This window comes from Mycolicibacterium septicum DSM 44393 (genome assembly GCF_000455325.1).
Lineage (GTDB): Bacteria > Actinomycetota > Actinomycetes > Mycobacteriales > Mycobacteriaceae > Mycobacterium > Mycobacterium septicum.
On record NZ_HG322951.1, the window covers coordinates 3,584,031 to 3,609,739 of the forward strand.

General features: G+C 67.4%; 22 protein-coding genes and 2 pseudogenes. 13 read left to right on the forward strand and 11 right to left on the reverse strand.

Translation table 11 applies throughout. The annotated features are described in order from the left end of the window. Window positions 1-16: 16 nt before the first annotated feature. Together TX88_RS16930 and TX88_RS16935 are read right to left on the reverse strand one after the other, a co-directional pair. Window positions 17-493, reverse strand: coding sequence for a hypothetical protein (locus tag TX88_RS16930; RefSeq protein WP_044518369.1), 477 nt, complete (start codon window positions 491-493; stop codon window positions 17-19). A 13-nt stretch (window positions 494-506) separates the two neighbouring features. Further along, window positions 507-1,476: pseudogene (locus tag TX88_RS16935) on the reverse strand (asparaginase domain-containing protein). Between the two features lie 45 nt (window positions 1,477-1,521). Here TX88_RS16935 and lspA point away from each other — a divergent pair. The 7 genes from lspA (at window position 1,522) to dnaE (ending at window position 10,076) form a co-directional block, all read left to right on the forward strand. Next, window positions 1,522-2,250, forward strand: a complete 729-nt coding sequence (lspA, locus tag TX88_RS16940; protein WP_044518370.1) for a signal peptidase II — start codon at window positions 1,522-1,524, stop codon at window positions 2,248-2,250. After that, window positions 2,250-3,173 (forward strand): RluA family pseudouridine synthase, encoded by a 924-nt coding sequence (locus TX88_RS16945; protein WP_044518372.1) that lies wholly within the window; start codon window positions 2,250-2,252, stop codon window positions 3,171-3,173. Before lspA ends, TX88_RS16945 begins: the two co-directional genes overlap by 1 nt. A gap of 50 nt (window positions 3,174-3,223) precedes the next feature. After that, window positions 3,224-4,123: an EamA family transporter RarD gene (gene rarD, locus TX88_RS16950; RefSeq protein ID WP_044518374.1), complete on the forward strand. Its 900-nt coding sequence runs from the start codon at window positions 3,224-3,226 to the stop codon at window positions 4,121-4,123. A gap of 30 nt (window positions 4,124-4,153) precedes the next feature. Then, on the forward strand, window positions 4,154-4,531 hold the full coding sequence (locus tag TX88_RS16955) for a YciI family protein (protein WP_044518376.1): 378 nt from the start codon (window positions 4,154-4,156) through the stop codon (window positions 4,529-4,531). Window positions 4,532-4,560: 29 nt separating this feature from the next. Next, window positions 4,561-5,775, forward strand: a complete 1,215-nt coding sequence (locus TX88_RS16960) for an RNA polymerase sigma factor (RefSeq protein WP_244438437.1) — start codon at window positions 4,561-4,563, stop codon at window positions 5,773-5,775. A gap of 32 nt (window positions 5,776-5,807) precedes the next feature. Continuing rightward, complete coding sequence (locus TX88_RS16965) at window positions 5,808-6,455, forward strand: TetR/AcrR family transcriptional regulator (protein WP_044518377.1); 648 nt, start codon at window positions 5,808-5,810, stop codon at window positions 6,453-6,455. Between the two features lie 69 nt (window positions 6,456-6,524). After that, the gene (dnaE, locus tag TX88_RS16970) at window positions 6,525-10,076 is read left to right on the forward strand and encodes a DNA polymerase III subunit alpha (RefSeq protein WP_044518379.1); all 3,552 of its coding nucleotides are present in this window, start codon (window positions 6,525-6,527) and stop codon (window positions 10,074-10,076) included. On the opposite strand, the gene TX88_RS16975 is transcribed toward dnaE, so the two are convergent. After that, window positions 10,042-10,524 (reverse strand): PPOX class F420-dependent oxidoreductase, encoded by a 483-nt coding sequence (locus tag TX88_RS16975; protein ID WP_044518380.1) that lies wholly within the window; start codon window positions 10,522-10,524, stop codon window positions 10,042-10,044. The genes dnaE and TX88_RS16975 overlap by 35 nt on opposite strands. 56 nt (window positions 10,525-10,580) lie before the next feature. On the opposite strand from TX88_RS16975, the gene TX88_RS16980 reads away from it, so the two are divergent. After that, on the forward strand, window positions 10,581-10,970 hold the full coding sequence (locus TX88_RS16980; protein ID WP_044518382.1) for a MerR family transcriptional regulator: 390 nt from the start codon (window positions 10,581-10,583) through the stop codon (window positions 10,968-10,970). Here the strand turns inward: TX88_RS16980 and TX88_RS16985 are convergent. Then, complete coding sequence (locus tag TX88_RS16985) at window positions 10,952-11,887, reverse strand: LLM class flavin-dependent oxidoreductase (RefSeq protein ID WP_044518384.1); 936 nt, start codon at window positions 11,885-11,887, stop codon at window positions 10,952-10,954. The genes TX88_RS16980 and TX88_RS16985 overlap by 19 nt on opposite strands. Window positions 11,888-11,950: 63 nt before the next feature. Then, the gene (locus TX88_RS16990; RefSeq protein ID WP_044518385.1) at window positions 11,951-12,784 is read right to left on the reverse strand and encodes a class I SAM-dependent methyltransferase; all 834 of its coding nucleotides are present in this window, start codon (window positions 12,782-12,784) and stop codon (window positions 11,951-11,953) included. A 134-nt stretch (window positions 12,785-12,918) separates the two neighbouring features. On the opposite strand from TX88_RS16990, the pseudogene TX88_RS16995 reads away from it, so the two are divergent. Then, window positions 12,919-13,324, forward strand: a pseudogene (locus tag TX88_RS16995) (SRPBCC family protein). Here TX88_RS16995 and TX88_RS17000 read toward each other — a convergent pair. Further along, window positions 13,318-13,548: a hypothetical protein gene (locus TX88_RS17000; protein WP_044518386.1), complete on the reverse strand. Its 231-nt coding sequence runs from the start codon at window positions 13,546-13,548 to the stop codon at window positions 13,318-13,320. The pseudogene TX88_RS16995 and the gene TX88_RS17000 sit on opposite strands and share 7 nt — an antisense overlap. Window positions 13,549-13,628: 80 nt before the next feature. Next, on the reverse strand, window positions 13,629-14,072 hold the full coding sequence (locus TX88_RS17005) for a lipoprotein LpqH (protein ID WP_244438438.1): 444 nt from the start codon (window positions 14,070-14,072) through the stop codon (window positions 13,629-13,631). A 138-nt stretch (window positions 14,073-14,210) separates the two neighbouring features. On the opposite strand from TX88_RS17005, the gene ilvA reads away from it, so the two are divergent. Beyond that, window positions 14,211-15,503: a threonine ammonia-lyase IlvA gene (gene ilvA, locus TX88_RS17010; protein ID WP_044518388.1), complete on the forward strand. Its 1,293-nt coding sequence runs from the start codon at window positions 14,211-14,213 to the stop codon at window positions 15,501-15,503. Between the two features lie 26 nt (window positions 15,504-15,529). Here ilvA and TX88_RS17015 read toward each other — a convergent pair whose 3' ends face one another. Beyond that, window positions 15,530-17,194, reverse strand: a complete 1,665-nt coding sequence (locus TX88_RS17015; protein ID WP_044518390.1) for a M4 family metallopeptidase — start codon at window positions 17,192-17,194, stop codon at window positions 15,530-15,532. A 302-nt stretch (window positions 17,195-17,496) separates the two neighbouring features. Here TX88_RS17015 and TX88_RS32825 point away from each other — a divergent pair, with 302 nt between their 5' ends. Further along, window positions 17,497-19,224 (forward strand): tyrosinase family protein, encoded by a 1,728-nt coding sequence (locus TX88_RS32825; RefSeq protein WP_049925025.1) that lies wholly within the window; start codon window positions 17,497-17,499, stop codon window positions 19,222-19,224. After that, a complete protein-coding gene (locus TX88_RS17030; RefSeq protein WP_044518391.1) occupies window positions 19,221-20,042 on the forward strand; it encodes a copper chaperone in 822 nt (273 codons plus the stop codon). The genes TX88_RS32825 and TX88_RS17030 overlap by 4 nt, the downstream gene beginning before the upstream one ends. Here TX88_RS17030 and TX88_RS17035 read toward each other — a convergent pair. After that, window positions 20,011-21,177, reverse strand: a complete 1,167-nt coding sequence (locus tag TX88_RS17035; protein ID WP_044518393.1) for an MFS transporter — start codon at window positions 21,175-21,177, stop codon at window positions 20,011-20,013. The genes TX88_RS17030 and TX88_RS17035 overlap by 32 nt on opposite strands. Window positions 21,178-21,263: 86 nt before the next feature. On the opposite strand from TX88_RS17035, the gene TX88_RS17040 reads away from it, so the two are divergent. Continuing rightward, window positions 21,264-21,722, forward strand: a complete 459-nt coding sequence (locus TX88_RS17040) for a winged helix-turn-helix transcriptional regulator (RefSeq protein WP_044518395.1) — start codon at window positions 21,264-21,266, stop codon at window positions 21,720-21,722. On the opposite strand, the gene treZ is transcribed toward TX88_RS17040, so the two are convergent. Together treZ and treY are read right to left on the reverse strand one after the other, a co-directional pair. Further along, entirely contained in the window at window positions 21,716-23,449 is a 1,734-nt protein-coding gene (gene treZ / locus TX88_RS17045; protein ID WP_044518396.1) for a malto-oligosyltrehalose trehalohydrolase, read from the reverse strand. The two genes, TX88_RS17040 and treZ, sit on opposite strands and share 7 nt — an antisense overlap. Next, the gene (gene treY / locus TX88_RS17050) at window positions 23,442-25,709 is read right to left on the reverse strand and encodes a malto-oligosyltrehalose synthase (protein ID WP_044518398.1); all 2,268 of its coding nucleotides are present in this window, start codon (window positions 25,707-25,709) and stop codon (window positions 23,442-23,444) included. The genes treZ and treY overlap by 8 nt, the downstream gene beginning before the upstream one ends.

Genomic DNA, 25,709 nt, shown 5'->3' on the forward strand with positions numbered 1-25,709 from the left:
CGTGAGCGACCACCGGCTACCAGAGCACGCCGGACGCGGTGTCCAGCGAAAAGCCATGCCGGCCCGAGGTTTTGCAGATCACCGAGCCCTGCTCGCCGATACCGCAGCTGGCTCCCCAGTTCTCCAGGCGGTGTCCTACGGGCAGCACATCGACATCATCGCGGGTGAAGGACGCGGTTCCGGAAAATCGGTACGAGGCGGGAGCGCCGCTCTCGACGAAGGTCTGGTTGGTTCCTGCCGGTGCGTCCCCGGGCACCGCGTCGCAGCCGACGGGTCCCCGGTTGGGCCGGATCGCGCAGAATCGGCCGTCCGGCGTTCGGAAGAACATCCCGTAGAAATCGGTGGGTGAGCTGTAGTTGCCCTCCGCGATGGGGTAGCCGTCGATCTCCTCGACGCCGGGCGGTGAGGGCAGCGCCAGCGCGGTCGGCAGCGGGCTGAGCACCAGTAGGCCGGCGGCAGCCGCCGCCGAAATGTGGAAACGCACGTTCTCTATTCAACACAGGGCGTCAACCCCAGGCTTCGACGACCTCGCCAACCGGCCGAACGCCGGCCAACGCGGCCATCAGCAGGACTCGGGCCTGCGGTGGGCGCAGCCGGGGCAACATCATCGCGCCGGCAGCGACGAGTTGTTGTCCGGGGCCGTACTGCGCGGCGACCGGGCCGTCGGGAACCCGCGTCGATATCGCGACCACCACGCCGTCGCGGCAGTGCCTGCGGACCCCGTCGATCAGTGCGGTCCCAGCATTGCCCGAGCCGACGGCCTCGACCACGATGCCCCGCGCTCCGGCGGCGACACAGGCGTCCAGGGCTGCGGCGTCCGCCCCCGGGTAGGCGGCCACGATGTCGACCCGGGGCGCTGAGGCTGCCGCGAGCGCACCGAGAAAGACGCGCGCTTTTCGCGGTGGTGATCTCACACCCGGCGTCGGTGACGATTCCGAGCGCGGTGCCGGTGAAGGCGTCCAGATCGCGGGTATGACGCTTGCGCAGGCCCATCGGTTGCCACACCGTGCCGGCGAAGCTGACCGCCACGCCGAGGTCTCGGGCCTGCGGGGCGGCCGCGACGGTGATCGCGTCCCGCAGGTTGCCCGGTCCGTCACTGTCGGGATCGTCCGCGCTGCGTTGCGACCCGGTGAGCACCACGGGGACCTTCCCGCCGTAGGTGAGGTCGAGCCACAGCGCGGTCTCCTCCATGGTGTCGGTTCCATGGGTGATGACGACTCCGTCGGCATCGGCCGCCGCGGCGCCGACCGCGCGTGCGATCCGGTCCCAGTCGGCGGGTGTCAGCAGTGCGCTGTCGGTCGCCATCGCGTCGACGACGTCGACCTGCGCCGCAACGGCCATCCCGGCAGTCAGGTCAGCGCCGGTGTGCGTCGGGCGCCTGATTCCGGCCCCGTCGGTGCTGGTCGAGATGGTGCCGCCGGTGGTGATGACGACGATGCGCCGGGGCGGGTGCGCGGACAGCTTTGCGGGCTCCATCACGGTGCAGATTGTCCCGCATCGACTGTTTGGGATGATGGGAGAGTGACTGATGAAACGTCAGGCCCGGCGGAGCCGGTGACCGACGCAACCGGGGACACGAAATCGTCCTCCGTAACCGCTGCTCCGCCTCGGCGGCGGCTGCGTCTGCTGCTCACCGTTGCTGCCGTGGTGCTGTTCGTCGACGTGGTGACCAAGGTGCTCGCGGTGCGCCTGCTGACACCCGGCCAACCGGTGTCGATCATCGGTGACACCGTCACCTGGACGCTGGTGCGCAACTCCGGCGCGGCGTTCTCGATGGCAACCGGCTACACCTGGGTGCTGACCCTCATCGCCACCGGCGTGGTGATCGGCATCGTCTGGATGGGCCGCCGGCTGGTCTCTCCGTGGTGGGCTCTCGGCCTTGGCATGATCCTGGGCGGTGCGACCGGAAACCTGATCGACCGCTTCTTCCGCGCCCCCGGACCGCTGCGCGGCCACGTGGTGGACTTCTTCTCGGTCGGCTGGTGGCCGGTGTTCAACGTGGCCGATCCGGCGGTCGTGGGCGGCGCCATCCTGTTGGTGGCGTTGTCGCTGTTCGGCTTCGACTTCGATACCGTCGGGCGCCGGCGTCTGGACGATCCCGAGCCGGAGAAGGTGAAGCCGGAACCAGCTGTGGCCGCAGACGCTCAGGTCACGGACACTGACACTGACGCCGAGGAGACCGGTGACGCCGCTCCGGTGACCCCGTCGGACGAGTCGAGCACGGTCGGTCGCCAGGCCGAGACGTCATAGTGACGACCCGGTCGATGCCAGTGCCCGAGGGCCTGGCGGGAATGCGAGTCGATGCGGGGCTGGCCCGGCTGCTCGGGCTGTCGCGGACGGCCGTGGCGGCCATGGCCGAGGACGGCGGCGTCGACATCGACGGCGCCCCGGCCGCGAAGTCCGACAAACTCGTCGCCGGGTCCTGGCTGGAGGTCCGGCTGCCCGAGGCGCCCGCCCCCGTCGAGAACACCCCGGTCGACATCGAGGGCATGGACATCCTCTATGCCGACGACGACATCGTGGCGGTGGACAAGCCGCCAGGCGTGGCCGCGCACGCCACGGTCGGCTGGCACGGTCCAACCGTGTTGGGAGGCCTGGCCGCCGCCGGATTCCGGATCAGCACCTCGGGCATCCACGAACGCCAGGGCATCGTGCACCGACTCGACGTCGGCACGTCCGGCGTCATGGTGGTGGCGCTGTCCGAGCGGGCGTACACGGTGCTCAAGCGGGCGTTCAAGCAGCGCACCGTCGACAAGCGCTATCACGCGCTGGTGCAGGGACACCCGGATCCGTCGAGTGGAACCATCGATGCCCCGATCGGGCGGCACCGGGGTCACGACTGGAAGTTCGCGGTCGTCGAGGGTGGCCGGCACAGCGTCACCCATTACGACACCGTCGAGGCGTTCCAGGCTGCCAGCCTGCTCGACATCCAGCTGGAGACCGGCCGGACCCATCAGATCCGCGTGCACTTCGCCGCCCTGCATCACCCGTGTTGCGGCGACATGACCTACGGTGCGGATCCCACGTTGGCGAAAAAGCTTGGGCTGGAACGTCAGTGGCTGCATGCCCGGTCCCTGGCCTTCGCCCATCCTGCTGACGGCCGGCGCATCGAGATCACCAGCCCTTACCCGGCCGACCTGCAAGCCGCCCTCGACGTCCTGCGCCGCCACTAGCCGTGGGTGGTCAGGCCTCGCCGCAACGAGCCGCTGCAGGCCGCTCGGGGGTGCTGTTCGGCGCGGGTGCCTACATCTGGTGGGGACTGTGCCCCGGCTTCTTCCTGTTGTTGCTGCCCGCGGGTGCGCCGGAGGTGCTGGCCCACCGCATCGTGTGGAGCGCGCTGTTCCTGGTGCTTGTGCTGGCGGTGGCCCGGCGACTCGGTGATCTACGCCGGTTGACGCTGCGGACCTGGCTTCAACTGCTGGCGGCCTCCGTCCTCATCGCGGTCAACTGGGGGACGTACATCTACGCCGTCACCACCGGTCACGTCGTGGACGCAGCGCTGGGCTATTTCATCAACCCGCTGGTGAGCGTGCTGCTGGGCGTGCTGGTGTTCCGCGAACGGATCAACCGCTGGCAGGCGACCGCCTTGGTGCTCGCGCTCATCGCGGTGGCGATCCTGACCGCCGAACTGGGCGCACCGCCCTACATCGCGGTCATCCTCGCGCTGTCCTTCGGGATATACGGCCTGGTCAAGAAAGTGGTGCAGGCCGACCCACGGGTGAGCGTGGCCGTGGAAACGTTGCTGGCCCTCCCGCTCGCCGCCGGCTACGTGATCACCCTGGAGGTGCTGGGCCAAGGGAACTTCCTCAACCACGGCCCCTGGCACGCGGTGCTGCTGATGCTCGCCGGACCGGTCACCGCCGTGCCGTTGCTGCTGTTCGCCGCGGCCGCGCAGCGGCTTCCCATGGTGACGTTGGGACTGCTGTTCTATCTCAACCCGGGACTGCAGATGGCCTGGGGTGTGTTCATCGGCCACGAGCCGATGCCGCCGGGCCGATGGGTCGGTTTCGCCCTGATCTGGGTGGCGCTCGTGATCATGACGGTGAGCGCACTGCGCAGAAAGCCGGCGGATTCGCCGGCCGAGATTGTCGATCAGGTGGAACCGGAATCGTCATCACGGTGACAGGCTGGAATCGACAACCAGGAGGACACCGTGCAGTACTGCCTACTCATGCACTACCAGGAGGGACCGGAGGCAGGTCTGAGCGAGGAGGACATGAAGCCGGCCCAGGCCGCTTTCGCCCGCTATGCCGACGACCTGGATGCGGCCGGCGTGCTCGTCGGTACGCAGGTACTCCAATCGGCGTCGGCCACCACGACCTACACGGCACGCACCGGCACAGCGGAGATCCAGGACGGGCCGTTCGCCGACACCAGGGAACGGCTGGGTGGGGTGTTCGTCATCGACGTTCCCGACCTCGACGCGGCGCTGGCCTGGGCCGGGAAGTGCCCCGCCGCGGCCTGGGGTTCGATCGAGATCAGGCCCGTCGCGGTGACCTACGGCCGGGGCCGGGGCTGGTACACGCCCTGAACACGCCCGCCGGGGAGCGGCTCACGCAGGTGGTCGGCCGGTCCTACGGCCGGCTGCTCGCGCTGCTGGCCGCGCAGTGCCGCGACATCACCGCCGCCGAGGACGCGTTGGCCGACGCGATGGAACGCGCCCTGCAGCGCTGGCCGCGCGACGGCGTCCCGGGCAATCCCGAGGCGTGGTTGCTGACCGTGGCGCGAAATCGGCTGCGGGACATGTGGAAATCACCGGCGCATCGGTTGAGCGGGCCCTGGACCCAAGACCGCGACATCGCCGAGGAGGTGACTGAGCCTGCCGCGATTCCCGACCGTCGGCTTGAGCTCATGCTCGTGTGTGCGCACCCGGCGATCTCCGCCGACATCCGTACCCCGTTGATGCTGCAGACGGTGCTGGGGGTGGACGCGGCCGCCATCGCCGCGGCATTCGCCGTCGCCCCTGCCACCATGGCGCAGCGGCTGGTGCGGGCCAAGAAGCGCATCCGGGACACGGGAATCCCCTTCACCCTGCCCGAGCGCACCGATCTTGCCGCGCGACTCCCCGAGGTGCTCGAAGCCGTCTACGGCGCATATTCGATCGACTGGTTGTCGGTACCGCAACGGCCGGCGATCGAATCACTCTCGTCGGAGGCCCTCCACCTGGCCATGGTACTCGTCGAGTTGCTGCCCGAGGAGCCGGAGGTGCTCGGCCTGGCGGCGTTGATGTGCCTGTGTGAGGCGCGGCGCCCGGCCCGCCTCGATCGGGATGGCACCTTCGTCGCGTTGGACGACCAGGACCGTGGCCGCTGGGACGCCGGGCTGTACGCGCGCGGGGAACGCCTGCTCGCCCGGGCCCACGGCTTCGGGCGGCCGGGCCGGTTCCAGTACGAGGCCGCGATTCAATCGGCGCACTGCGCCGCCGGCGTTGAGCGTCACGCGCTGCGCAAGTTGTATCGGGCACTGATGCGGGTGGGTCCCTCATTGGGCGCCGCCGTGGCCCTGGCTGCGCTGGACGGCGAAATCGACGGGGCCGATGCGGGTTTGCACGCCCTCGACGCGATCACGGACCGCGCGGCCGAGGGCTTTCAGCCCGTGTGGGTCACCCGCGGCCATCTCCTCGGCGAGGCGGGGCGGGTCGATGAGGCCGCGGCGGCATACCGCCGGGCCATCGAGCTGACCTCCGATGATTCGGTGCGGGCCTACCTGAACGGGCGGGTGCGGAGTCTGACGTCGTCCGGCCCGATCGGAGACATTAGCGGCACCACCTTTTGACCTTGATTCAGCAATGACTTAGTGTTTGCTAGATGACTCCCCGGGGTAGGCCCAAGGCGAGCCGTCGAGGGCCGGGCCGTCCGGTCGGTGCCGATGCTGCGCAAACCCGTGTACGCATCGTGCAAGCGGCCTACGAAGTCATCAACGAGCGCGGTTACGCGGCGGCGACGTTCCAGGAGATCGCCAAGCGCAGCGGCCTGAGCCGCCCGACGCTGAACTACTACTTCGCCAGCCGCGAGGACCTCTACCGGGCACTGCTGCAGCAGGCGCACGAGGTCGTCATGTCGTGCATTCACATCGCGAAACAGCATGAAAGAACGCTGGATCGGTTGCATGCGTACATCGATGCCGTGGTGGAGGTGTGGCATCGGGACGGCGCGGTGGTGGGGTTTCTGGTCAATGCCAGGATCGAGTCGTACCGCCATCCCGATCTGCCCGCGGCCACCGTCACGGCGACCCGGGGATTCCTCGGGGAACTGGTCACCGAGGCGGTCGCCCGGCGTGAGTTGCCTGCGCACACCGAGCAGGCGAGTTTGGTAGAACTGCTGTACGCGATGTTGTGGGGGGTGGGTGCCTACACCGGCTGGCAGGGCCGTCCCGTCGATGTTCCAGCGATAGCCAAGCAACTGCAATCGGTGATCGTCAATGGGTTGCTGCCCATCGCCGATCGTGATCTCTGACTCGCCGGCAAAGACACGCGAGGCGACACGCGCGGCGGTGTCGGTGGGGCGCCATAGACTGGCACCCCTATGAGCGGTTCATCTTCTGGGTCCTTCGTGCACCTGCACAACCACACCGAGTACTCGATGCTGGACGGCGCCGCGAAGATCACCCCGATGCTGGCCGAGGCGCAGCGTCTGGGCATGCCGGCGATCGGCATGACCGACCACGGCAACATGTTCGGCGCCAGCGAGTTCTACAACTCGGCGACCAAGGTCGGCATCAAGCCGATCATCGGTATCGAGGCGTACATCGCACCCGCCTCGCGGTTCGAGACCAAGCGTGTCCAGTGGGGTGACCCGAGCCAGAAGAGCGACGACGTCTCCGGTAGCGGTGCCTACACGCACATGACGATGGTCGCGGAAACCGCGACCGGTCTGCGCAACCTGTTCAAGCTGTCGTCGTTGGCTTCCTTCGAAGGTCAGCTCGGCAAGTGGGCGCGCATGGACGCCGAGATCATCGCCGAACACGCCGAGGGCATCATCGCGACCACCGGTTGCCCCTCCGGCGAGGTGCAGACGCGGCTTCGGCTGGGCCAACGCCAGGAGGCGCTGGAGGCCGCCGCCAAATGGCGCGACATCTTCGGCCCCGACAACTTCTTCCTCGAGCTGATGGACCACGGCCTCGATATCGAGCGCCGCGTCCGCGAGGGCCTGCTGGAGGTCGGGCAGAAGCTCGGCATCCCACCGTTGGCCACCAACGACTGTCACTACGTCACGCGTGAGGCCTCGCAGAATCACGAAGCGCTGCTGTGCATCCAGACCGGCAAGACCCTGTCGGACCCGAACCGGTTCAAGTTCGACGGCGACGGCTACTTCCTCAAATCGGCCGACGAGATGCGGGCCCTGTGGGATTCCCAGGTGCCGGGCGCGTGCGATTCCACAGTGCTCATCGGCGAGCGGGTGCAGTCCTACGCCGACGTCTGGACGCCCACCGACCGCATGCCGGTGTTCCCGGTTCCCGACGGCCACGATCAGGGCTCGTGGCTGACCCATGAGGTGCAGGCCGGCCTGGAGGAGCGCAGGTTTCGCGGCGCGCCCGTCCCGTCCGAGTACACCGATCGCGCGGCCTACGAGATCAAGGTCATCTGCGACAAGGGCTTTCCGTCCTACTTCCTGATCGTGGCCGACCTGATCAACTACGCCCGTTCGGTCGGGATCCGGGTGGGGCCGGGCCGTGGATCGGCCGCCGGATCACTGGTGGCCTATGCGCTGGGTATCACCAACATCGACCCCATCCCGCACGGTCTGCTGTTCGAGCGCTTCCTCAACCCGGAACGTCCGTCGGCCCCCGATATCGACATCGACTTCGACGACCGCCGCCGTGGCGAGATGCTGCGATACGCGGCCAACAAGTGGGGCAGCGACCGGGTGGCCCAGGTCATCACCTTCGGCACCATCAAAACCAAAGCGGCGCTGAAGGATTCGGCCCGCGTGCATTACGGCCAGCCGGGTTTCGCGATCGCCGACCGGATCACCAAGGCGCTGCCGCCGCCCATCATGGCCAAGGACATCCCGGTGTCGGGGATCACCGATCCCAACCACGAGCGGTACAAGGAAGCCGCCGAGGTCCGCGCCCTGATCGACACCGATCCGGATGTGCGGACCATCTTCGAGACTGCGCGCGGCCTGGAAGGTCTGGTGCGCAACGCGGGTGTGCATGCCTGTGCGGTGATCATGAGCTCCGAGCCGCTCATCGACGCGATCCCGCTCTGGAGACGGCCTCAGGACGGCGCGGTCATCACCGGCTGGGACTATCCGTCGTGCGAGGCCATCGGCCTGCTGAAGATGGACTTCCTGGGCCTGCGGAACCTGACGATCATCGGTGACTGCCTGGAGAACATCCAGGCCAACCGGGGGATCGACCTGGACCTGGACACGCTGCCCTTCGATGATCCGGCGGCTTACGAGCTCCTGGGCCGCGGCGACACATTGGGCGTGTTCCAGCTCGACGGCAGCGCGATGCGCGACCTGCTGCGGCGCATGCAGCCCACGGGATTCAACGACATCGTGGCGGTGCTCGCGCTGTACCGTCCCGGTCCGATGGGCATGAACGCCCACAACGATTACGCCGATCGCAAGAACGGCCGGCAGGCGATCAAGCCCATCCACCCCGAGCTCGAGGAACCGCTCAAAGACATCCTCGCCGAGACCTACGGCCTGATCGTCTACCAAGAGCAGATCATGTTCATCGCGCAGAAGGTCGCCTCCTACACCATGGGTAAGGCCGATGCGCTCCGTAAGGCCATGGGTAAGAAGAAGCTTGAGGTGCTCGAGGCCGAGTACAAGGGCTTCAAGGAAGGCATGACCGCCAACGGGTTCTCCGAGGCGGCGGTGAAAGCCCTGTGGGACACCATCCTTCCGTTCGCCGGGTACGCGTTCAACAAGTCCCACGCGGCCGGCTACGGCCTGGTGTCCTACTGGACGGCCTACCTCAAGGCGAACTATCCCGCCGAGTACATGGCCGGCCTGCTCACCTCGGTCGGTGACGACAAGGACAAGGCGGCGGTCTATCTCGCCGACTGCCGTCGGCTCGGGATCACCGTCCTGCCGCCCGACGTCAACGAGTCGGTGCAGAACTTCGCCTCGGTGGGCGACGACATCCGGTTCGGTCTGGGCGCGATCCGCAACGTCGGCGCGAATGTCGTTGCGTCGCTGATCAGTAGCCGGACCGAGAAGGGCAAGTACGCCGACTTCTCCGATTACCTCAACAAGATCGACATCGCGGCCTGCAACAAGAAGGTCACCGAATCGTTGGTGAAGGCGGGCGCGTTCGATTCGCTCGGCCATCCCCGCAAGGGGCTGTTCCTGGTGCACACCGACGCCGTCGATTCGGTGCTCGGCACCAAGAAGGCCGAGGCGATGGGGCAGTTCGACCTGTTCGGCGGCGCCGACGACGGCGGCGGCACGGACGCGGTGTTCACCATCAAGGTGCCCGAGGAGGAGTGGGAGGACAAGCACAAGCTCGCCCTCGAACGCGAGATGCTCGGGCTCTACGTGTCCGGTCATCCGCTCAACGGGATCGCGCACCTGCTGGCCAACCAGGTCGACACTCAGATCCCGGCGATTCTGGACGGCGACATCGCCAACGACGCGCAGGTGGTGGTCGGCGGAATCCTGGCCTCGGTCAACCGGCGCGTGAACAAGAACGGCCTGCCTTGGGCCTCAGCCCAATTGGAAGATCTCACCGGTGGTATCGAGGTGCTGTTCTTCCCTCAGACCTACTCATTGTTCGGCCACGAGATCGCGGACGACGTGGTGGTACTGGTCAAGGCGAAAGTGGCTGCGCGCGATGACCGGATCTCGCTGATCGCCCACGAACTGGTCGTGCCCGACTTCAGCAGTGCGCAGGCCGACCGGCCGCTGGCGGTGAGCCTGCCCACCCGCCAGTGCACTATCGACAAGGTGAGTGCGCTCAAGCAGGTGCTGGCCAATCATCCCGGCACCTCCCAGGTGCATCTGCGGCTGATCAGCGGCGAGCGGATCACCACGCTGGAACTGGATCAGTCGCTGCGGGTGACCCCTTCCTCGGCGTTGATGGGTGATCTCAAGGCGTTGCTCGGCCCGGGTTGTCTGGGGTAGCGGCCAGGTCGATCTTCACGATCGCGCTGTCGGGCCACAGCCCGCGATCCCGCGCCCGCCGTAGCTTCTCCCGCAACGGAAGGTCGCGGTGCACGTTGGTGACGCCGGGGATCTTGAGCAGCGGCACGATGTTCCATTGCCATCCGTATCGCCGGTGCAGGGCGCGGTTGGCCAGCTGGGCGTCCTCGCCGCCCAGGACGGTGGCCCGGCCGCTCAGCCAGGTGCTGCCGGTGATTCGTCCCTTGTAATCGCAGACCACCAGTTCGATATCGGGTCGGGCGGCGAGCCTGCGGGTCTTCGGGCCGATCTTGGTGCGGAACAGCGCCGTTGGGCCGTCGAGCACGAACCAGATCGGGGTGTCGACGGCCGTGCCGTCGCGGCGGAAGCTGCGCAGCAGTGCGTAGTGGGAGCGGCTGAGGGCTTGGAGTGTGGTGTCGGTATGCGGCATGTAACCAGTCAACGACTTAGAGTTGACTCTAAGTCAAGCTCGAGTGAGGAGGTCGGATGGGCACGACGCTGACCATCGGAGATGTCACGCAGCGGACCGGGGTGGCTCAGACCGCGCTGCGCTACTACGAGCAGGTCGGGCTGCTGCCCGCGCCGGAGCGCGTGGGCGGGCAGCGCCGCTATCAGGAGTCGGTGCTGATGCGGCTGGAAGTGATCAGGTTGTGCAAGACCGCCGGGTTCTCGTTGACCGAGATCGGGCTGCTGCTCAAGGACGACACTCCGGGCCGGCCGGTGGCTCGTGAACTGGCGCAGTCCAAACTCGCCGAGATCGATGCGCAGATGGAGGCGCTGGCCCGGGCCCGAGCTGTCATCGAGTGGGGTATGCGGTGCACGTGTCCGTCAATCGAGTTGTGTACGTGCGGGATTCATCACGAGCTTCCGGCCTGACGCAAGAGCGGCAGTAGCCGGCCGGCAAGCATGTGTGGGTGAGGATCGAGCGAGCCTATCCGCAGAACCAGGTGTCGTGCCCCGGCGTCGACATAGCCGGCGAGCCACGCCGCGCATTCCTGGGCGGATCCGCCGCAGAACGCCTGAAACGAGCTCAGCACATCCAGCGGCTGGCGATAGTAGGTCCGGGTGTAGCTGTCGAGCGTGTCGTGGGCGCGCCTGCGGTCGTCGTCGATGCACACCGTGGCGTACAGCGCGGGCGTGATGGGGCGCGGTGTCAGCTCGCCGATTCGCGCCCAGGCCCGCGCGTAGGCGCCGGCATCGGGAAGGTAGGGCAACCATCCGTCGTAGCCTTCGGCGACCCGGGCGATGACCCGGTCCGAGTCGCCGCCGGCCAACCACAGGGGCGGGCCGCCCGGGCGCGCGGGTGGAAGCACACTGTCGAGGCCGTCGATCTGCCAGTACCGGCCGCTGAATCGGCTCTCGCTGGCCCATGCCTGCCGCCACAGTTCGGCGGCCTCGTCCAGGCGACGCGCCCGATCGCTGAACGGCATTGCCAGCGCGTCGAATTCACGCCGGCTCTCCGGTAGGGGAGATCCGGAACCCAGTCCGAGGATCAGCCGGCCGCCCGAGAGTTGGTCGACCGTGGCGGCCTGAACCGAGGTCAGCAGCGGCGGGCGCAACGGACCGATCAGCGCTGCGGTACCGAGGGTGACGCGGGAGGTGCGGGCACTCACCGCGGCGAGCAGCGTCAGCGGATCAACCCGGGTGCGGGCCAGCACGGAATCCCCGGTCCATACCGAGTCGAATCCCGATTCCTCTGCGATTCGGGCGAATTCGATCAGTCCGTGCGCGTCATGACGCCCCGTCATCGCGGTTTCCCGGCTTGGCAGCATGATGCCGATGGACAGCGACATGCGTCAACGATGACGCCACGTGCCGGTTCGGTCGACTACCTGACGGGTAATGGCGTCGGCCGGTCAGAACCGGTACCGCAGGATGCGCGCCTTGCGGGCCGTCGCCTTGCTGAGGCCGGAGACCCGGGTCGCGATCCGCAGTGCGCCGGGAAAGCGATCGACCTCCGGTTGGTGGGCGAGGCTGGACTCCTCGACGAGTCGCAGTCGCGGGTTCCAGGTTTCGGGATGGTGGGCGTCCTTGAATCCCGGGTAGCCCCACTGGCTTCCGACATCTTTGAACATCTTGGCCGGAAAGAACTTCAGGGCCGCCCTGCTCATCCAGCCGATCCGGCCGTAGTCGTTGAACGCGAGTTCCCCGGAATCGAAGTGTTCGGTGATCTTCCGGAAGATGCCGGTGATGACCGGTTCGCCGAGGAAGGCGAACAGTCCGTCGGCCACCAGCATGGTGGGTCGATCGGAGGGAATCGGGTCGGTCCAGTCCGGGTCGGCCAGCGACGCGGCAACCGTATGTGCCTGGGGGAGTGGCGGCAGCACGCGGTCCCGTAGTTGGCTGATCCCAGGCAGGTCCACGCTGTACCAGTCGACTGTGACCGGCGGTGAGACACGGTGAACACCGCTGTCGAGGCCGCCGCCGAGATCGACGACGACGGCGTCGGGATGGCCGGCCACGAACGCACGGACCCGGTCGTCGAGCATCTTGGCCCGCAGCGCCGACTGGCACACCACGCTGGTCTGCACCCCCAGGCCGGCGAAGTCGTAATCGAGTTGTCCGACTGCCTCATCCGCCATGGTGTCGCCGAGAATCGGGCGGGCCCACCGGCTGTCGAGCGCCCGGGCGTACAGCGTCAGGAAAGCGGTTTCCTCCACCGGTGAGAGGCCCGTCGTCGCAATACCCACAAACCCGACCGTACACCCGGTGCGCGGCTGAACAGTTGGGCGAAAACGTTTACCGCCCTTGCGATCACGGCCTGACTGGTGAATCGTCACAATGCGTGGGTGCGCGGCGAGCGTCCGGCACCTACGGTGGAACCATGCGGAGCAGGCATGTGAGCGTCTGGATCGAGGTCGCGCCCGACGCGGTGTACGCCTACGCGTCGGATCCGCGGCAGTTGGCCACGTGGGCGGCAGGACTGGCCGAGGGCGGGTTGCGCCTCACTTCGAGAGGATGGGTGGCGGATTCCCCGATGGGTGAGGTCAGCGTGGAATTCACGCCGACGAACGCGCTCGGCGTGCTCGATCACGTGGTGCGTCTGCCCTCGGGTGAGGCCGTCTACAACCCGATGCGGGTCGTCCCGGCGGGGGTCGAGGAAAAAGTCGTGCGAAGTCGTGTTCACCGTCCGGCAGCGACCGGGGATGACCGATGAGCAGTTCGAGGCAGATGTCGCCGCCGTGGCTGCCGATCTGGAGACGTTGCGGGGACTGCTGGAAGGTCAGTGATCAGCGGGCGAGATCCGGCCCAGACCCAGCCATACCGCGATGGTGACCGCGGTGGCCGAGAGCACGGCCGGTGCCGCACTCATGGTGGCCACACCGACGACCACCAGCACCAGGGCGCCGATCGCCAGGGCGATCAGCTTGTAGGTCGGCCAGGGAACCCCGGCGATGTCGACCTGGTGATCGGCCCGGGAGGTGGCGCTGCGAAAGTTCCCGGCGGTGGTCATATGTTGACGATAGCTCGCAACATTGATTTCGGCTAGCCGAAACCTCGGATCAGGCGTGTCGTTTTACCGGTTGATCTGGTTCAACAGCGGGCTTCCACCCGGTACCGGACCTCGGCCGGTTTGGTCGGGCGGTCGGCGAACGAGCCGTGTGCTGTGCCGCTGAAGTGGAATTTGGTGTCGTCGATGCCTGCCTGGGTGTCCGCCGCCGCGGCCAGTGCGCTCCCGGTGAAGCCGGTCAGATCCCGGATCCGCATGACCTTGGGCTCGACAGAGGCCCCGGTCTGGATGATCGCGGTGAACCCGGGCGTTTCCGGCTCTGTTTCGATGGTCCACAACCAGGAGATTTGCGTGCACTGCACCTTGTAGGACGTCGGCATTTCCTGGTCGTCGATGAAGACCCGCGCGGTGTTGGCATCGGCGGGGCTGCCGGCGGGCGCCGCGCACGCAGACACGGACGCAGCGAGCGCGACCACCATCACGGTGCGCGCTGCCGCCCACCGCGCCCGCCGCTGAGTGTGCCGCACGATGGTTGTTTTCCCAGTTCGGGGTCTGTTCAACCGCATCTCGCGAATTTCGGTGGTCTCGTGGCGCGGACAGCGGAATCCCGGCGTGTGCGCCCACCCACGTGTAGTGAAACCGCTGGCCAGTGGCACCATTGAACGGTGACTGCCGATCTGAGCAAAGGCTCCCGAGTGTCCCCGCTGGCCGCGCCGCTGACTGCCGCCGACATCGACGAGGCCGCCGAGCGAATTTCCGGGGTGGTCACCCGCAGCCCGCTGCAGTTCAACGAACGCCTGTCGGAAGCGACCGGGGCCAACGTCTACCTGAAGCGCGAGGACCTGCAGGCGGTGCGTTCCTACAAGGTGCGCGGCGCGTTCAACCTGATGGCGCAGCTCTCGCCCGAGGAACTGGCGGCCGGCGTCGTGTGTTCCTCGGCAGGCAACCACGCCCAGGGTTTCGCGATGGCCTGCCGGTCGATGCGCACCCACGGCCGCGTCTATGTGCCGGCCAAGACCCCCAAGCAGAAGCGGGATCGGATCAGGTACCACGGCCGCGAGTTCATCGAGCTCATCGCCGGCGGGTCGACCTACGATCTGGCCGCCGCCGCCGCGCTCGACGATGTCGCACGCACCGGGGCGACCCTGGTGCCGCCGTACGACGACCTGCGCACGATGGCCGGCCAGGGCACCATCGCCGCCGAGGTGCTCGACCAACTCGACGACGAGCCGGATCTGGTGATCGTCCCGGTGGGCGGTGGCGGCTGCATCGCGGGCATCACCACATACCTCGCCGAGCGCGCCTCGAGCACATCGGTGCTCGGTGTGGAGCCTGCGGGTGCGGCGTCGATGATCGCCGCACTGGCCGCGGGCGAACCCGTGACCCTCGACCATGTCGATCAGTTCGTCGACGGTGCGGCAGTGGCACGGGCCGGTGCGCTGCCCTACGCCGCGCTGGCCGCCGCGGGTGACATGGTCGCCCTCACCACGGTCGACGAGGGCGCGGTCTGCACTGCGATGCTCGACCTGTACCAGAACGACGGAATCATCGCCGAGCCCGCCGGGGCGCTGTCGGTGACCGCGCTGCTGGAGGCCGACATCGAGCCCGGGTCCACCGTCGTGTGCCTGATCTCGGGCGGCAACAACGACGTGTCCCGCTACAACGAGGTGGTCGAGCGGTCACTGGTGCACCTGGGACTCAAGCACTACTTCCTCGTGGACTTCCCGCAGGAACCCGGGGCGCTGCGCCGCTTCCTCGACGAGGTGCTCGGGCCGGGCGACGACATCACCCTGTTCGAGTACGTCAAGCGCAACAACCGGGAGACCGGTGAGGCGTTGTGCGGTGTCGAGCTGAGCGCGGCCACGGACCTGGAGGGCTTGCTGGCCCGGATGCAGGATTCCGATATCCACGTCGAGTTGCTCGAACCGGGGTCGCCGACCTACCGGTACCTGACCTGAGCAACTCGTCCTGAGCCGGCGAGGCCTCAGGCACTGATGCCGGTGGCCTCGAACCCGGCACTGACGGCTCGGACTTTTTCGTCCAGAACGTCTTGCGGATCCTTGCGGAACAGGGACTTGGCCACGAGTTCGACCGCGCGTCGGCTGTCGCTGAACCCGGATGTCCGCGACAGGTGCAGGGTCAGTGCCAGATAGAACAGCGTTGCGACGTCCTGCGGCGTGAAGAGGTAGCCCTGGCCGTTCTTCGCGCTGATGACGTTGTACGCCGCCTTGTTGTGGATGCCGCTGTTGGTGTGCACGCCGCCGTTGTCGCGGGTCGTGTTCACGTAGTCGCGCACGTGGGCGGGCTGACCGCGCCGCGTCGGATCGCTCAGATCGCGCAGCGGCACACCGGTTCCGTCGAGTTCCTCGCCCATCTCCCAGTTCCAGCTGTCGATGTCCGGCTTCTGGGAGTTCGCGATGATCGTGCCCATGATGTCCGAATAGGACTCGTTGAGCGCGCCGGATTCGTCCTTGTACTCCAGGCGGGCCGTGTTGTCGGTCAATCCGTGTGTCATCTCGTGGGCGACGACATCCACGGCCACCGCATAGGACCGCAGCTCGCCGTCGACGCTGCGCTGGCCGTACACCATCTGTGTGCCGATCCAGGCGGCGTTGCGCCATTCACGGGGTGTCGGGTCCTGGATCGACGTGCAATTGATGGAGGAGATGAAAGGCCCCCCCTGGTTGTCCAGACCGTTGCGCTGCAACGTGTTCAGCAGGTAATCGGCCACCTCTTGGGCATTGGCATGCGCGCTGATCGCCGCCGGGCTCCACGGGGCCGGGGGGTTGGTGATCGGCGCGGCGCCCGGCAGCGAGCGGAATTGCGATTCGATCCTGCGGAACCCGAAATCGTAGGTCTCGATGCGCCGGGTCGGGTCCACGAGCCGCTTGTTGTCGTTCTCATCGCGCTCGGCCCGGATGCGCCGGGTCTGGCCGAGTGCATCGGTGGAGTCCAGTTCTTCCAGGGTCCATGAGATCGTCTGCGTACGGGGAAGTTTGGTCACCAGATCGCCGGAATGGGCGTCGACGACGTAGTCGAAGAGTTCCGGCAGCGTCTCCGGATGGCCGTCCGAGGTGCGCTTGCGGTGTCGCTGGACGTTCTTGGCGATGTAGACCAGGCGCCACACCCCGGGCTGGGCGCTGTTGTCGAAGTAGAAGTACAGCCGGGGCGGCTCCGGCAAGGGCAGCGCGTCCTTGCCCGCGTCCTTGACGATCACGTCCTGAGCCTGGGCCGGCGATATCGCCGCCACGGCGTCGACTCCGTCGGGATTGCCGATCGCCGAATTCACGGCCAGCATGTTGTTGTCGTCATCCAACTCGATCGTGACGAGGGAGCCGTAGATCGGAATGTGCTGACGGTACTGGGCGAACTTGACGACGGTGGAATCCGTGAGCGGGATGGATTCGGTGCCGAGGGCCCGGTACTCGGTTCCCGGGCCCGCGTTGCTGTCGGTGATGGTCGGCACCTCGGGACTGGCGATCATCTGGTTCAGATAGCGACGCGCGGCCGATTCCGGATCCAGCGTTGCGACGTCGATCGCCCGGGCCGCGTCCGGCCTGATGGCCTCGTCATTGATGGCCTGTACTGCCGGGCCCTGGTACTTGTCCGCGCCGTGCAGCGCAAAGCTCTCTAACCCGTTGTCGTTCATCAGTTCTCACGTCTCCTGGTCCGATGGTGGCTGCCCCGTCGAGGGCCGACCGGGTGTCGGCGCCACGGCATGGCCTGATCATGCGTTGCGGATGCCGCGAATTTCGTGCGTAGTCGCCTACTCGAAAATTGCGTGGGACGGACCTGCGAGGTGTGCCGCGGTGCCGATGTCGCGCGCCGTGCGGACCGCGTCGGCACCGAATGCAGGTAGTGATCTACGCGCGCGTCCCGGGCTACAGATGCCTACCGTCCATGACGTGGGGTTACCGCCTCACGGGAGATCTGCCGTCAAGGGAGCCAGCCATGGCGAAATACCTCATCAAATCGGGTGACACCCTCGGTGCCATCGCAACTCGGCTCGGGGTGGGTCTGGCCGGCCTTGAGTCGGCGAACCCGCACATCACCGATCCACATCGGATCTTCCCGGGCCAGATCATCGTCGTGCCGGGCAGCTCACCGGCGCCCGGACCCGAATACGTCGTGCAGTCCGGCGACACGCTGACCCACATCGCAGCCAGATTCGGGGTGAGCCTGGCCGACCTCGAAAGCGCCAATCCCCAGATCGCCAACGTGAATCGGATCTTCACGGGGCAGATCATCACGGTCACGGAAGCGGCCACGCGGGTCCGCCACGACATCTGGACTCTCGACGAGATCGATCACTGGCACCCGACCATCTACGCCTACGCCCGCGCAGTGCAGGTGCTGATCGACCGGACGGACGCGGATCAGTTCGACCCGATCGGTTGGCAGTATCAGTCCGACATCCATGGCACCACAGTGAATCCCGACAACTACCGGAACCAATGCCAGCACTTCTGCTGGTTCTTCCTGCCTTGGCACCGGATGTATCTGCAGTGGTTCGAACGGATCATCAGATCTGCCATCGCCGACCTGGACGACGTCGACGAGCAGACGAAGGCGACCTGGGCGTTGCCCTACTGGAATTACAGCAGCGACGATGCCGCCCACAGGCGGTTGCCGCAGGCCTTTCTCGACACCACCCTGCCGGACGGCGTGACGCCCAACCCGCTGTGGGTGCCCGGGCGAAACCTCAACGACGGGTCATCGCTGCCCGCCTCCGACGTCGACCTGACCAGTGCGCTGGCGCCGGTCGATTTCGCCGGGATCGGTGGGTTTGCCGGTGGGCGCACCGGATTCAGCCATGGCGGCGAAGATCCTGGCTCGGCGATGGGACCGCTCGAAGGAACGCCTCACGGTGCGGTTCACGTGGGTGTGGGCGGCCTGATGGGTTCGTTCAACACCGCCGCGCTGGACCCGATCTTCTGGCTGCACCACGCCAACATCGATCGGATCTGGGAGATCTGGCGGACGATGCCCGACCGGACGAACACCACGGAGGCCGCCTGGCTGACCGGTGTGACGTTCCACTTCCACGACGAGAACCGGGCGACGCTCACCGAGACGGTGCAAGAGGTGCTCGACACCACGACCCAGCTCAGCTACCGCTACGAGGACATCACGGCCCCTGTCGCACTGGAGGCTCTCATGCCGACCGAACCTGCACCCGAGAACCCGCCGGAACTCGTCGGAGCATCGGACAGTGCGATCGCCCTTGCCGGTGAGACCGCCAACGTCACCTTCGGCATCGCTCCTCCGATCGGCCCGCTGGCCGAGGAGGCGACACCGGCGTCGCGTGCCTTCCTCCGCATCGAGGACGTGACGTCACCGGCACCGGTGGGCGTCACCTACAAGGTGTATCTCAACGTGGGCGGTGGTGAACCCACCGTCGATGACGACCATTTCGTCGGTGTCGCGGCCTTTTTCGGGATCGAGGAAACCAGTAACCCCGACAATGAGCACGGTGGGATGCGGCTCGCCTTCGACATCACGGGCCTGTACCGGCGATTCAGTGCCGAGGGCCGCTGGAGCGATCAGGTCAGCGTCACCTTCGTCCCGCAGTATGTGGAGCCGGCGGACCATCCGATCCAGCTGCCGGGTGCCCAGGCCTCGGCGCCGCAGGAGTCCGGCAATGCGCGAGTTGGTCGAGTGAGCGTCTTCCTGCAATGACACTCACCGCGGTGCCGAACCGGGCGGCGCGGCCATCGGCCTGGCGGCGGTTGCGGTGGAGACATCCGGAGCTGTCCCTGCTGACGGTCGCGGTGGCCGCCTGGCTCGCGGTCGTGATCCTGCATCTGACGATGCCGTCTCACGCCGGAGCCCGACATTGTTCGACGGTGCCGCACGGCGTGGGCCACCACCACGGCACGATGAGCGTCGACATCGCCGGTTGTGCCGGGGTGCATTCCGGTGCAATGGAATTCCCCGATTCGATGGCGCTGTGGGCGCTGATGGCGGCCGCGATGATGCTGCCGACAACGCTGCCCGCCGCCCGGTCGATAGCGCTGAACGGCAGATGGAATCGCCGCCACCGCGGCCAGGCGTTGTTCGCGGTCGGCTACCTCGCGGTGTGGTCGGCATTCGGAGCCCTCACACTGGCGCTCGCCTGGTTGATCGGACCGAAAGCCGTAGGTGCTCTTGTCGTCTCGGCGCTCCTGGCGACAGCGGCGGTCTGGGAACTGACCCGCAGGAAGCGGTTCTTCCTCCGCGCGTGCCACCGGGTCCGGGCGCTGCCGGCCGACGGATGGCGCGCGGACCGAGCCTGCGTAGGGGAGGGGCTGCGGAACGGATTGCAGTGCACCGGCGCATGTGGCCCGATGATGCTGCCGATGGCGCTGGCCCCGCATGCGCTGTGGCTGATGGTGGTCCTGTTCGGGGTCGTCGTGGGGGAGAAGTGGGTGACGAAGGGCGTGGACCATCTTCGCCTCTTCGCTGCGGTGCTCGCGGTGGTCGCCGTCATCGTGGCGTTTGGTGCGCCGCTCGGCTGACCGACCAGACGACGAGCGCGCACGCCGCGAACGCGGCGCCGAGCATGCTGGAACCGGCCCACCCCGCGAGCGAGTAGACCGCGGTCGTGGCCGTTGCCCCGAGCGCCGAGCCGAGTGAGTAGAAGAACATGTAGCCGCCGATGACGCTGCTGGTGCGATGCGGGTGGGCTGTGGTGAGAAGGTGCTGGTTGCTCACGTGCACCGCTTGCACGGCGAAGTCGAGCACGATCACACCGACGACGATCAGTACCAGCGACCATGATGCGTGTCCGATGGCCAGCCATGACGCGGTGAGCAGTGCGAGCGCCCCGCCGGTGACGGCGCTCGCGAGTCCTGAGTCGGCCCAGCGTCCCGCCCGGGCCGCACCGAGCGCGCCGGCAAGACCTGCGATACCGAAGAGGCCGATCTGTGCCGTGCTCAGATGCCACGGAGCGGCGGTGAGCGGCAGCGCCAGGCCGCTCCACAGCGTCCCGAAGGACGCGAACAGGAAGAACGCGATCAGCCCGCGTGAAACGAAAAGACGCTCGCGGAACAGTCGGGCCAACGACGTCAGCACGTCGAGGTAATCCGCGTCTTCGCGCCGTGGGTCGGGCGGCAGGAGTTTCGGCACCAGACCGGCCAGCGCGACCAGCAACACCGCCAGCCCGACATAGACGCTGCGCCACCCCCACACGGCGGCGAGGGCGCCTGCCGCGACGCGTGAACCGAGGATGCCGACGACGACTCCGGAGGTCACCATGCCGAGGGTCCGGCCGCGGTCCTCGGGCGTGGACAGGGCCGCGGCGTAGGCGACAGTGGTCTGGACGACGACCGCGAACAACCCGGCGACCGCCAATCCGGCCAGCAGCAGCCAGGTTTGGGTGGCCATCGCCGCCAGCGTCACGCCGATTGCGGCCAGCAGAAGGTGCCCACTGATGAGCCGACGACGGTCGAGGATGTCGCCGAACGGGACGAGGAGCGCCAGCCCGACCAGGTAACCGAGTTGTCCGGCCGTCACGATCCATCCCAGGTCAGCCTCCGGCACGCCCAGATCGCGGCCGATGCCGGCGAGGACGGGCTGCGCCGCGTAGATCGTCGCGACGGCCACCGCACACACGGTGGCGAAGAACATCCGCAGACCCAGGGTCAGTTCCATGCACACTCCTTCGATTGGTTGCATATTGCAACTAATCGTAGGCTACGGCAGAATGGTCTCAATCAGCAACTCTTCAAGGGGGTGTGATGACCGACCCGGTGCCGCACAGCGATGACGTGACCTGGACCGATCCCACCTGCCCAGTGGCGCGCACTCTCGACCTCGTGGGGGACCGCTGGAGTCTGCTCATCGTCCGCGACGCCATGGACGGCGCGAGGGCGTTCACCGACTTTCAGCAGCGCACCGGAATCGCGCGCAACATCCTCACCGACCGGCTGCGCCGTCTCGTCGAGCGCGGCATCCTCGATCGTGAGGTGGCCGCATCGGGCCGGCGGCAGATCTACACGCTCACCCGGGCCGGTCGTGACCTCTTCACCGTCGTGGTGGCGCTGCGCCAGTGGGGTGAGCGGCACGCGTTCGACGCTGACGAGGCTCGGTCGGCACTCGTCGACGAGCGCGGTCTCGTGCTCGCGGTATTGCGCCCCACCGATTCGCGCGGTGTCCCGGTGGATCCGGACAGCACATCCGTGCGGAAGGACTACTGAACGCGTTCGGTGCGCAGGATCGCGAAGGAATGGCCGGCCAATAGCGTGGCGCCGGAACCGATGTCGGGTTCTTCCCAGGCCGCGAGCAGTTCGCCCGTCACCGGCACGGACACAGCGTCGGAACCGAGGTTGCAGGCGATCGACAGGGCACCACGGTGCAGGACGATCCAACGCTGCTGTTCGTCGAAGTCGATCGACATGTGATCGAGCCACGGATCGGCGAGGTCGGGCTCGGTGCGCCGCAGCGCGATCAGCTCCCGATAGGTCCTGTGCAGCCGACCGTGGTCGCCGTCGGAGACCTCGCTCCAGTCCAGTTTTGACCGCAGGAATGTCTCCGGGTCCTGCGGATCCGGGATCTCGTCGGCATCCCAGCCGTGCTCGGCGAACTCGGCCTTACGGCCCTCGGCGGTGGCGCGGGCCAGTTCCGGCTCGGGATGCGAACTGAAGAACTGGAACGGTGAGGAGGATCCCCATTCCTCGCCCATGAAAAGCATTGCCGTATAGGGTGATCCGAGCGCAAGTGCGGCCTTGACGGCCAGCTGGCCGAAGGTCAGGAGCTGCGATGGCCGATCGCCGACGGCGCGGTTGCCGACCTGGTCGTGGGTGAGGGTGTAGGCCAGCAGTCGGGTGCCCGGAATGGTGGCGGTGTCCAACGGACGGCCGTGTCTGCGATGACGGAACGACGAATAGGTTCCGGCGTGGAAATATCCGTGCTTGAGCGTCTGTGCCAGGGTGGCCAGCGATCCGAAATCGGCGTAGTAGCCCTGACGTTCACCCGACACCGCGGTATGGATGGCGTGGTGGACGTCGTCGTCCCACTGTGCGGTCAGGCCGAAGCCGCCACGGTCGCGCGGGGTGATCAGCCGGGGGTCGTTCAGGTCGCTTTCGGCGATCAACGAGAGGGGACGGCCGAGTACTTCGGCCAGGGCGTCGGTCTCGGCCGCCAGTTCCTCGAGCAGATGGATCGCGGTCGTATCCGCCAGCGCATGCACCGCATCCAGACGCAGACCGTCGGCGTGGAAGTCGCGCATCCAGCGCAGCGCACAATCGATGATGTAGGTGCGCACCTCGTCGGCGTCGGCATCGGACAGGTTGATCGAACTGCCCCACGGATTGCTGCCGGTCGACAGATACGGACCGAACCGCGGCAGGTAGTTGCCCGACGGCCCGAGGTGGTTGAACACCGCGTCGATCAGCACGCCGAGTCCACGTGCGTGGCAGGCGTCGATCAGCCGGACGAGGCCGTCCGGCCCGCCGTAGGGTTCGTGCACCGCGTACCAGAGCACCCCGTCATAGCCCCAGCCGTAGGTGCCGTTGAACGCATTGACCGGCATCAACTCCACGAAATCGACACCCAGATCCACCAGGTGGTCGAGCTTCTCGGTGGCGGCATCGAATGTGCCCTCGGGAGTGAAGGTTCCGGTGTGAAGTTCGTAGATCACCCCGCCGCAGATGGACCGGCCCGCCCACCGGGCGTCGGTCCAGGCGTCCGGCGCGGGCTGCCACAGCTGTGAGCGTTCATGCACCCCGTCGGGCTGGCGCGCTGAGCGAGGATCCGGCAATACCGTGGCGTCCTCGTCGAGAACGAACCCATACCGGGCGTCGGCGCGGCAGCTGACCTCGGCCCGCCACCAGCCGTCGGCGGTGCGCGTCATCTCGTGTAGCGCTCCGTCCACGTCGACCCGCACGCGGTCGGGCTTCGGTGCCCACACGGTGAATTCAGTCATCCGTGCGCTCCAGCAAGGCCACCGGCGAATCGGCGAGCAGGTCGGTCAGCGGCACCAGCCCGGCCCACCGCCGGCCACTGAGCCGATCCAGCCACCGGCCGTCGGGCAAGGGCAATGCCGTATCGGCCCAGCCGGTTTCGGCCAGTGCCACGGTCCACCGGCACGCGGCCACCACGACATCCTGACCGCGCCGAAACGACACCAGGTGTGCTGCGGCGCTACCGGTGGCGGGCAGCGGCGTGTAGCCGCCGGCCCGGAAGGTCGCCGGCCGCGCGCGGCGCAGTGTCAGCGCAGCCGTGGTCACCCGCAGCTTGTCGTCGTCCCCGCGCTCCAAAGCATCACGCAGCGCCGCATGGTCGACGGGGCGCCGGTTGTCCGGATCGACCAGACTGTCCTCGGTCGTTTCGGTGCCCTGGTAGACGTCGGGAATGCCGGGCGCGGTCAGCTGGATGAGTTTCTGGCCCAGGCTGTCGTTTCGGGCATGCGCGGCGAGCCGACCCACCAGCGCCGTCAGTTCGGCTGCGACCGGCCCGTCGAGGACCCGGTCCAGCCAACCGTGCACCTCGTTCTCGAAGTCCACGCACGGATCATGCCAGGAGGTTCGGGCGGCGGCTTCCCGGATCGCCTTCTCGACGTAGGCGTGCAACCGGGAACGAAGCTCGTCGGTGACGGCTCCGTCCGCCGGCCAGACGCCGAAAATGTTCTGCCACAGAAACAGTGCGGTGTCCCGGTCCGGGGGAGTGGACGATGCCGACCACCGCTCGACCGAATCGGCCCACGTCTGGGGGACCTGGGACAGCAGCCCGATGCGGGTGCGGACGTCCTCACCGCGCTTGGTGTCGTGGGTCGACAACGTGGTCATCGCCTTCGGCCAGGCGCGCATCCGCGTCGTCGTCCGCTGGTGGAACTCGGCTGCCGTCACCCCGAACAACTCTGGCGCACCGCCGACCTCGTTGAGCGACACCAGTCGGGCGTCGCGGTAGAACAGGCAGTCCTCGACCGCCTTGGCCGTGGCCGCACCGCACAGTTGGTTGAACCGGGACACCACCTCGTCGCTGGTGGACAGGGCCGTCGCGACGGTGGACAGCGTGTCGGTCAGTTCCGGTGCGGCCCAGGATGTCTCCTGCACGGCTACCGGAAGGGTCGCGCCGAGCGCCGGATAGTCACTGCGGTACACGCCGATCCTGCTGATCAGTGCGGCCACCGCGGACGGCAGCAGCGGGTCCTGCCTCGCGGTCACCGCCGTGATGGCCCGGCACAGCCGGCTCAATTCGCTGGCCAGGGTGTCGGTGACCGCCTCGGTCTTTAGCGTGCGTTCGGCGTCGGGGTCCGGGCGCCCACTCACCGCGGTGAGCGGGCTTTCGCCGGACGGGGCGATGAACAGTCCACCGACCTCGCGCAGCGCATCGTACCCGGTGGTGCCGTCGACGGGCAGTGACGCATCGAGGCTCTCGTCGGCGGCCAGGATCTTCTCGACCACGATCCAGGCCTCGGGACCGGTGAGTTCGCGCAACCACCCCAGATAGCCTGCGGGGTCGGACAATCCGTCCGGATGGTCGATCCGCAGGCCGTCCACCAGGCCCTCGTCGAACCAGCGCTTCACCTCCACGTGGCTCGCGTCGAAGACGGTGCGGTCCTCCTGGCGCAGCGCCGCCAGGGAGGTGATCGAGAAGAAGCGGCGGTAGCCGCAGATCCCGGTGCGCCAACCCGTCAGCCGGTAGTGCTGGCGGTCATGGACCTCGCTGCCGGTGCCCGAGCCGGTTCCGGGCGCCACCGGGAAGACCAGGTCGCCCAGCCGCAGCACGTCGCCGTCGAGCACCAGGTCGGCGACATCGTCGTCGGAACCCAGGACCGGCAACACGATCCGCCCGCCGTCGAGCTCCCAATCGATGTCGAAGTAGTCCGCGTAGGTTGAGGCGCGGCCATGCCGCAGCAGATCCCACCACCAAGGGTTCTGCTCGGGCTGGGCGACGCCGACGTGGTTGGGCACGATGTCCACGATCAGGCCCATGCCGCGGGATCGGGCAGCCTCTGACAATCGGCGCAGTCCCTCCCTGCCACCGAGGGCGGCCGACACCGTGGTGGGATCGGTGACGTCGTAGCCGTGGGTGGATCCATGCGCGGCGGTCAGGATCGGCGACAGGTAGAGATGCGAGATTCCCAGCCGGTCGAGATAGTCCAGGAGATTCACCGCGTCATCGAATGTGCAACAGTCCCCGCGCATCTGGAGCCGATACGTGGACAGGACCTGGCTGGGCAT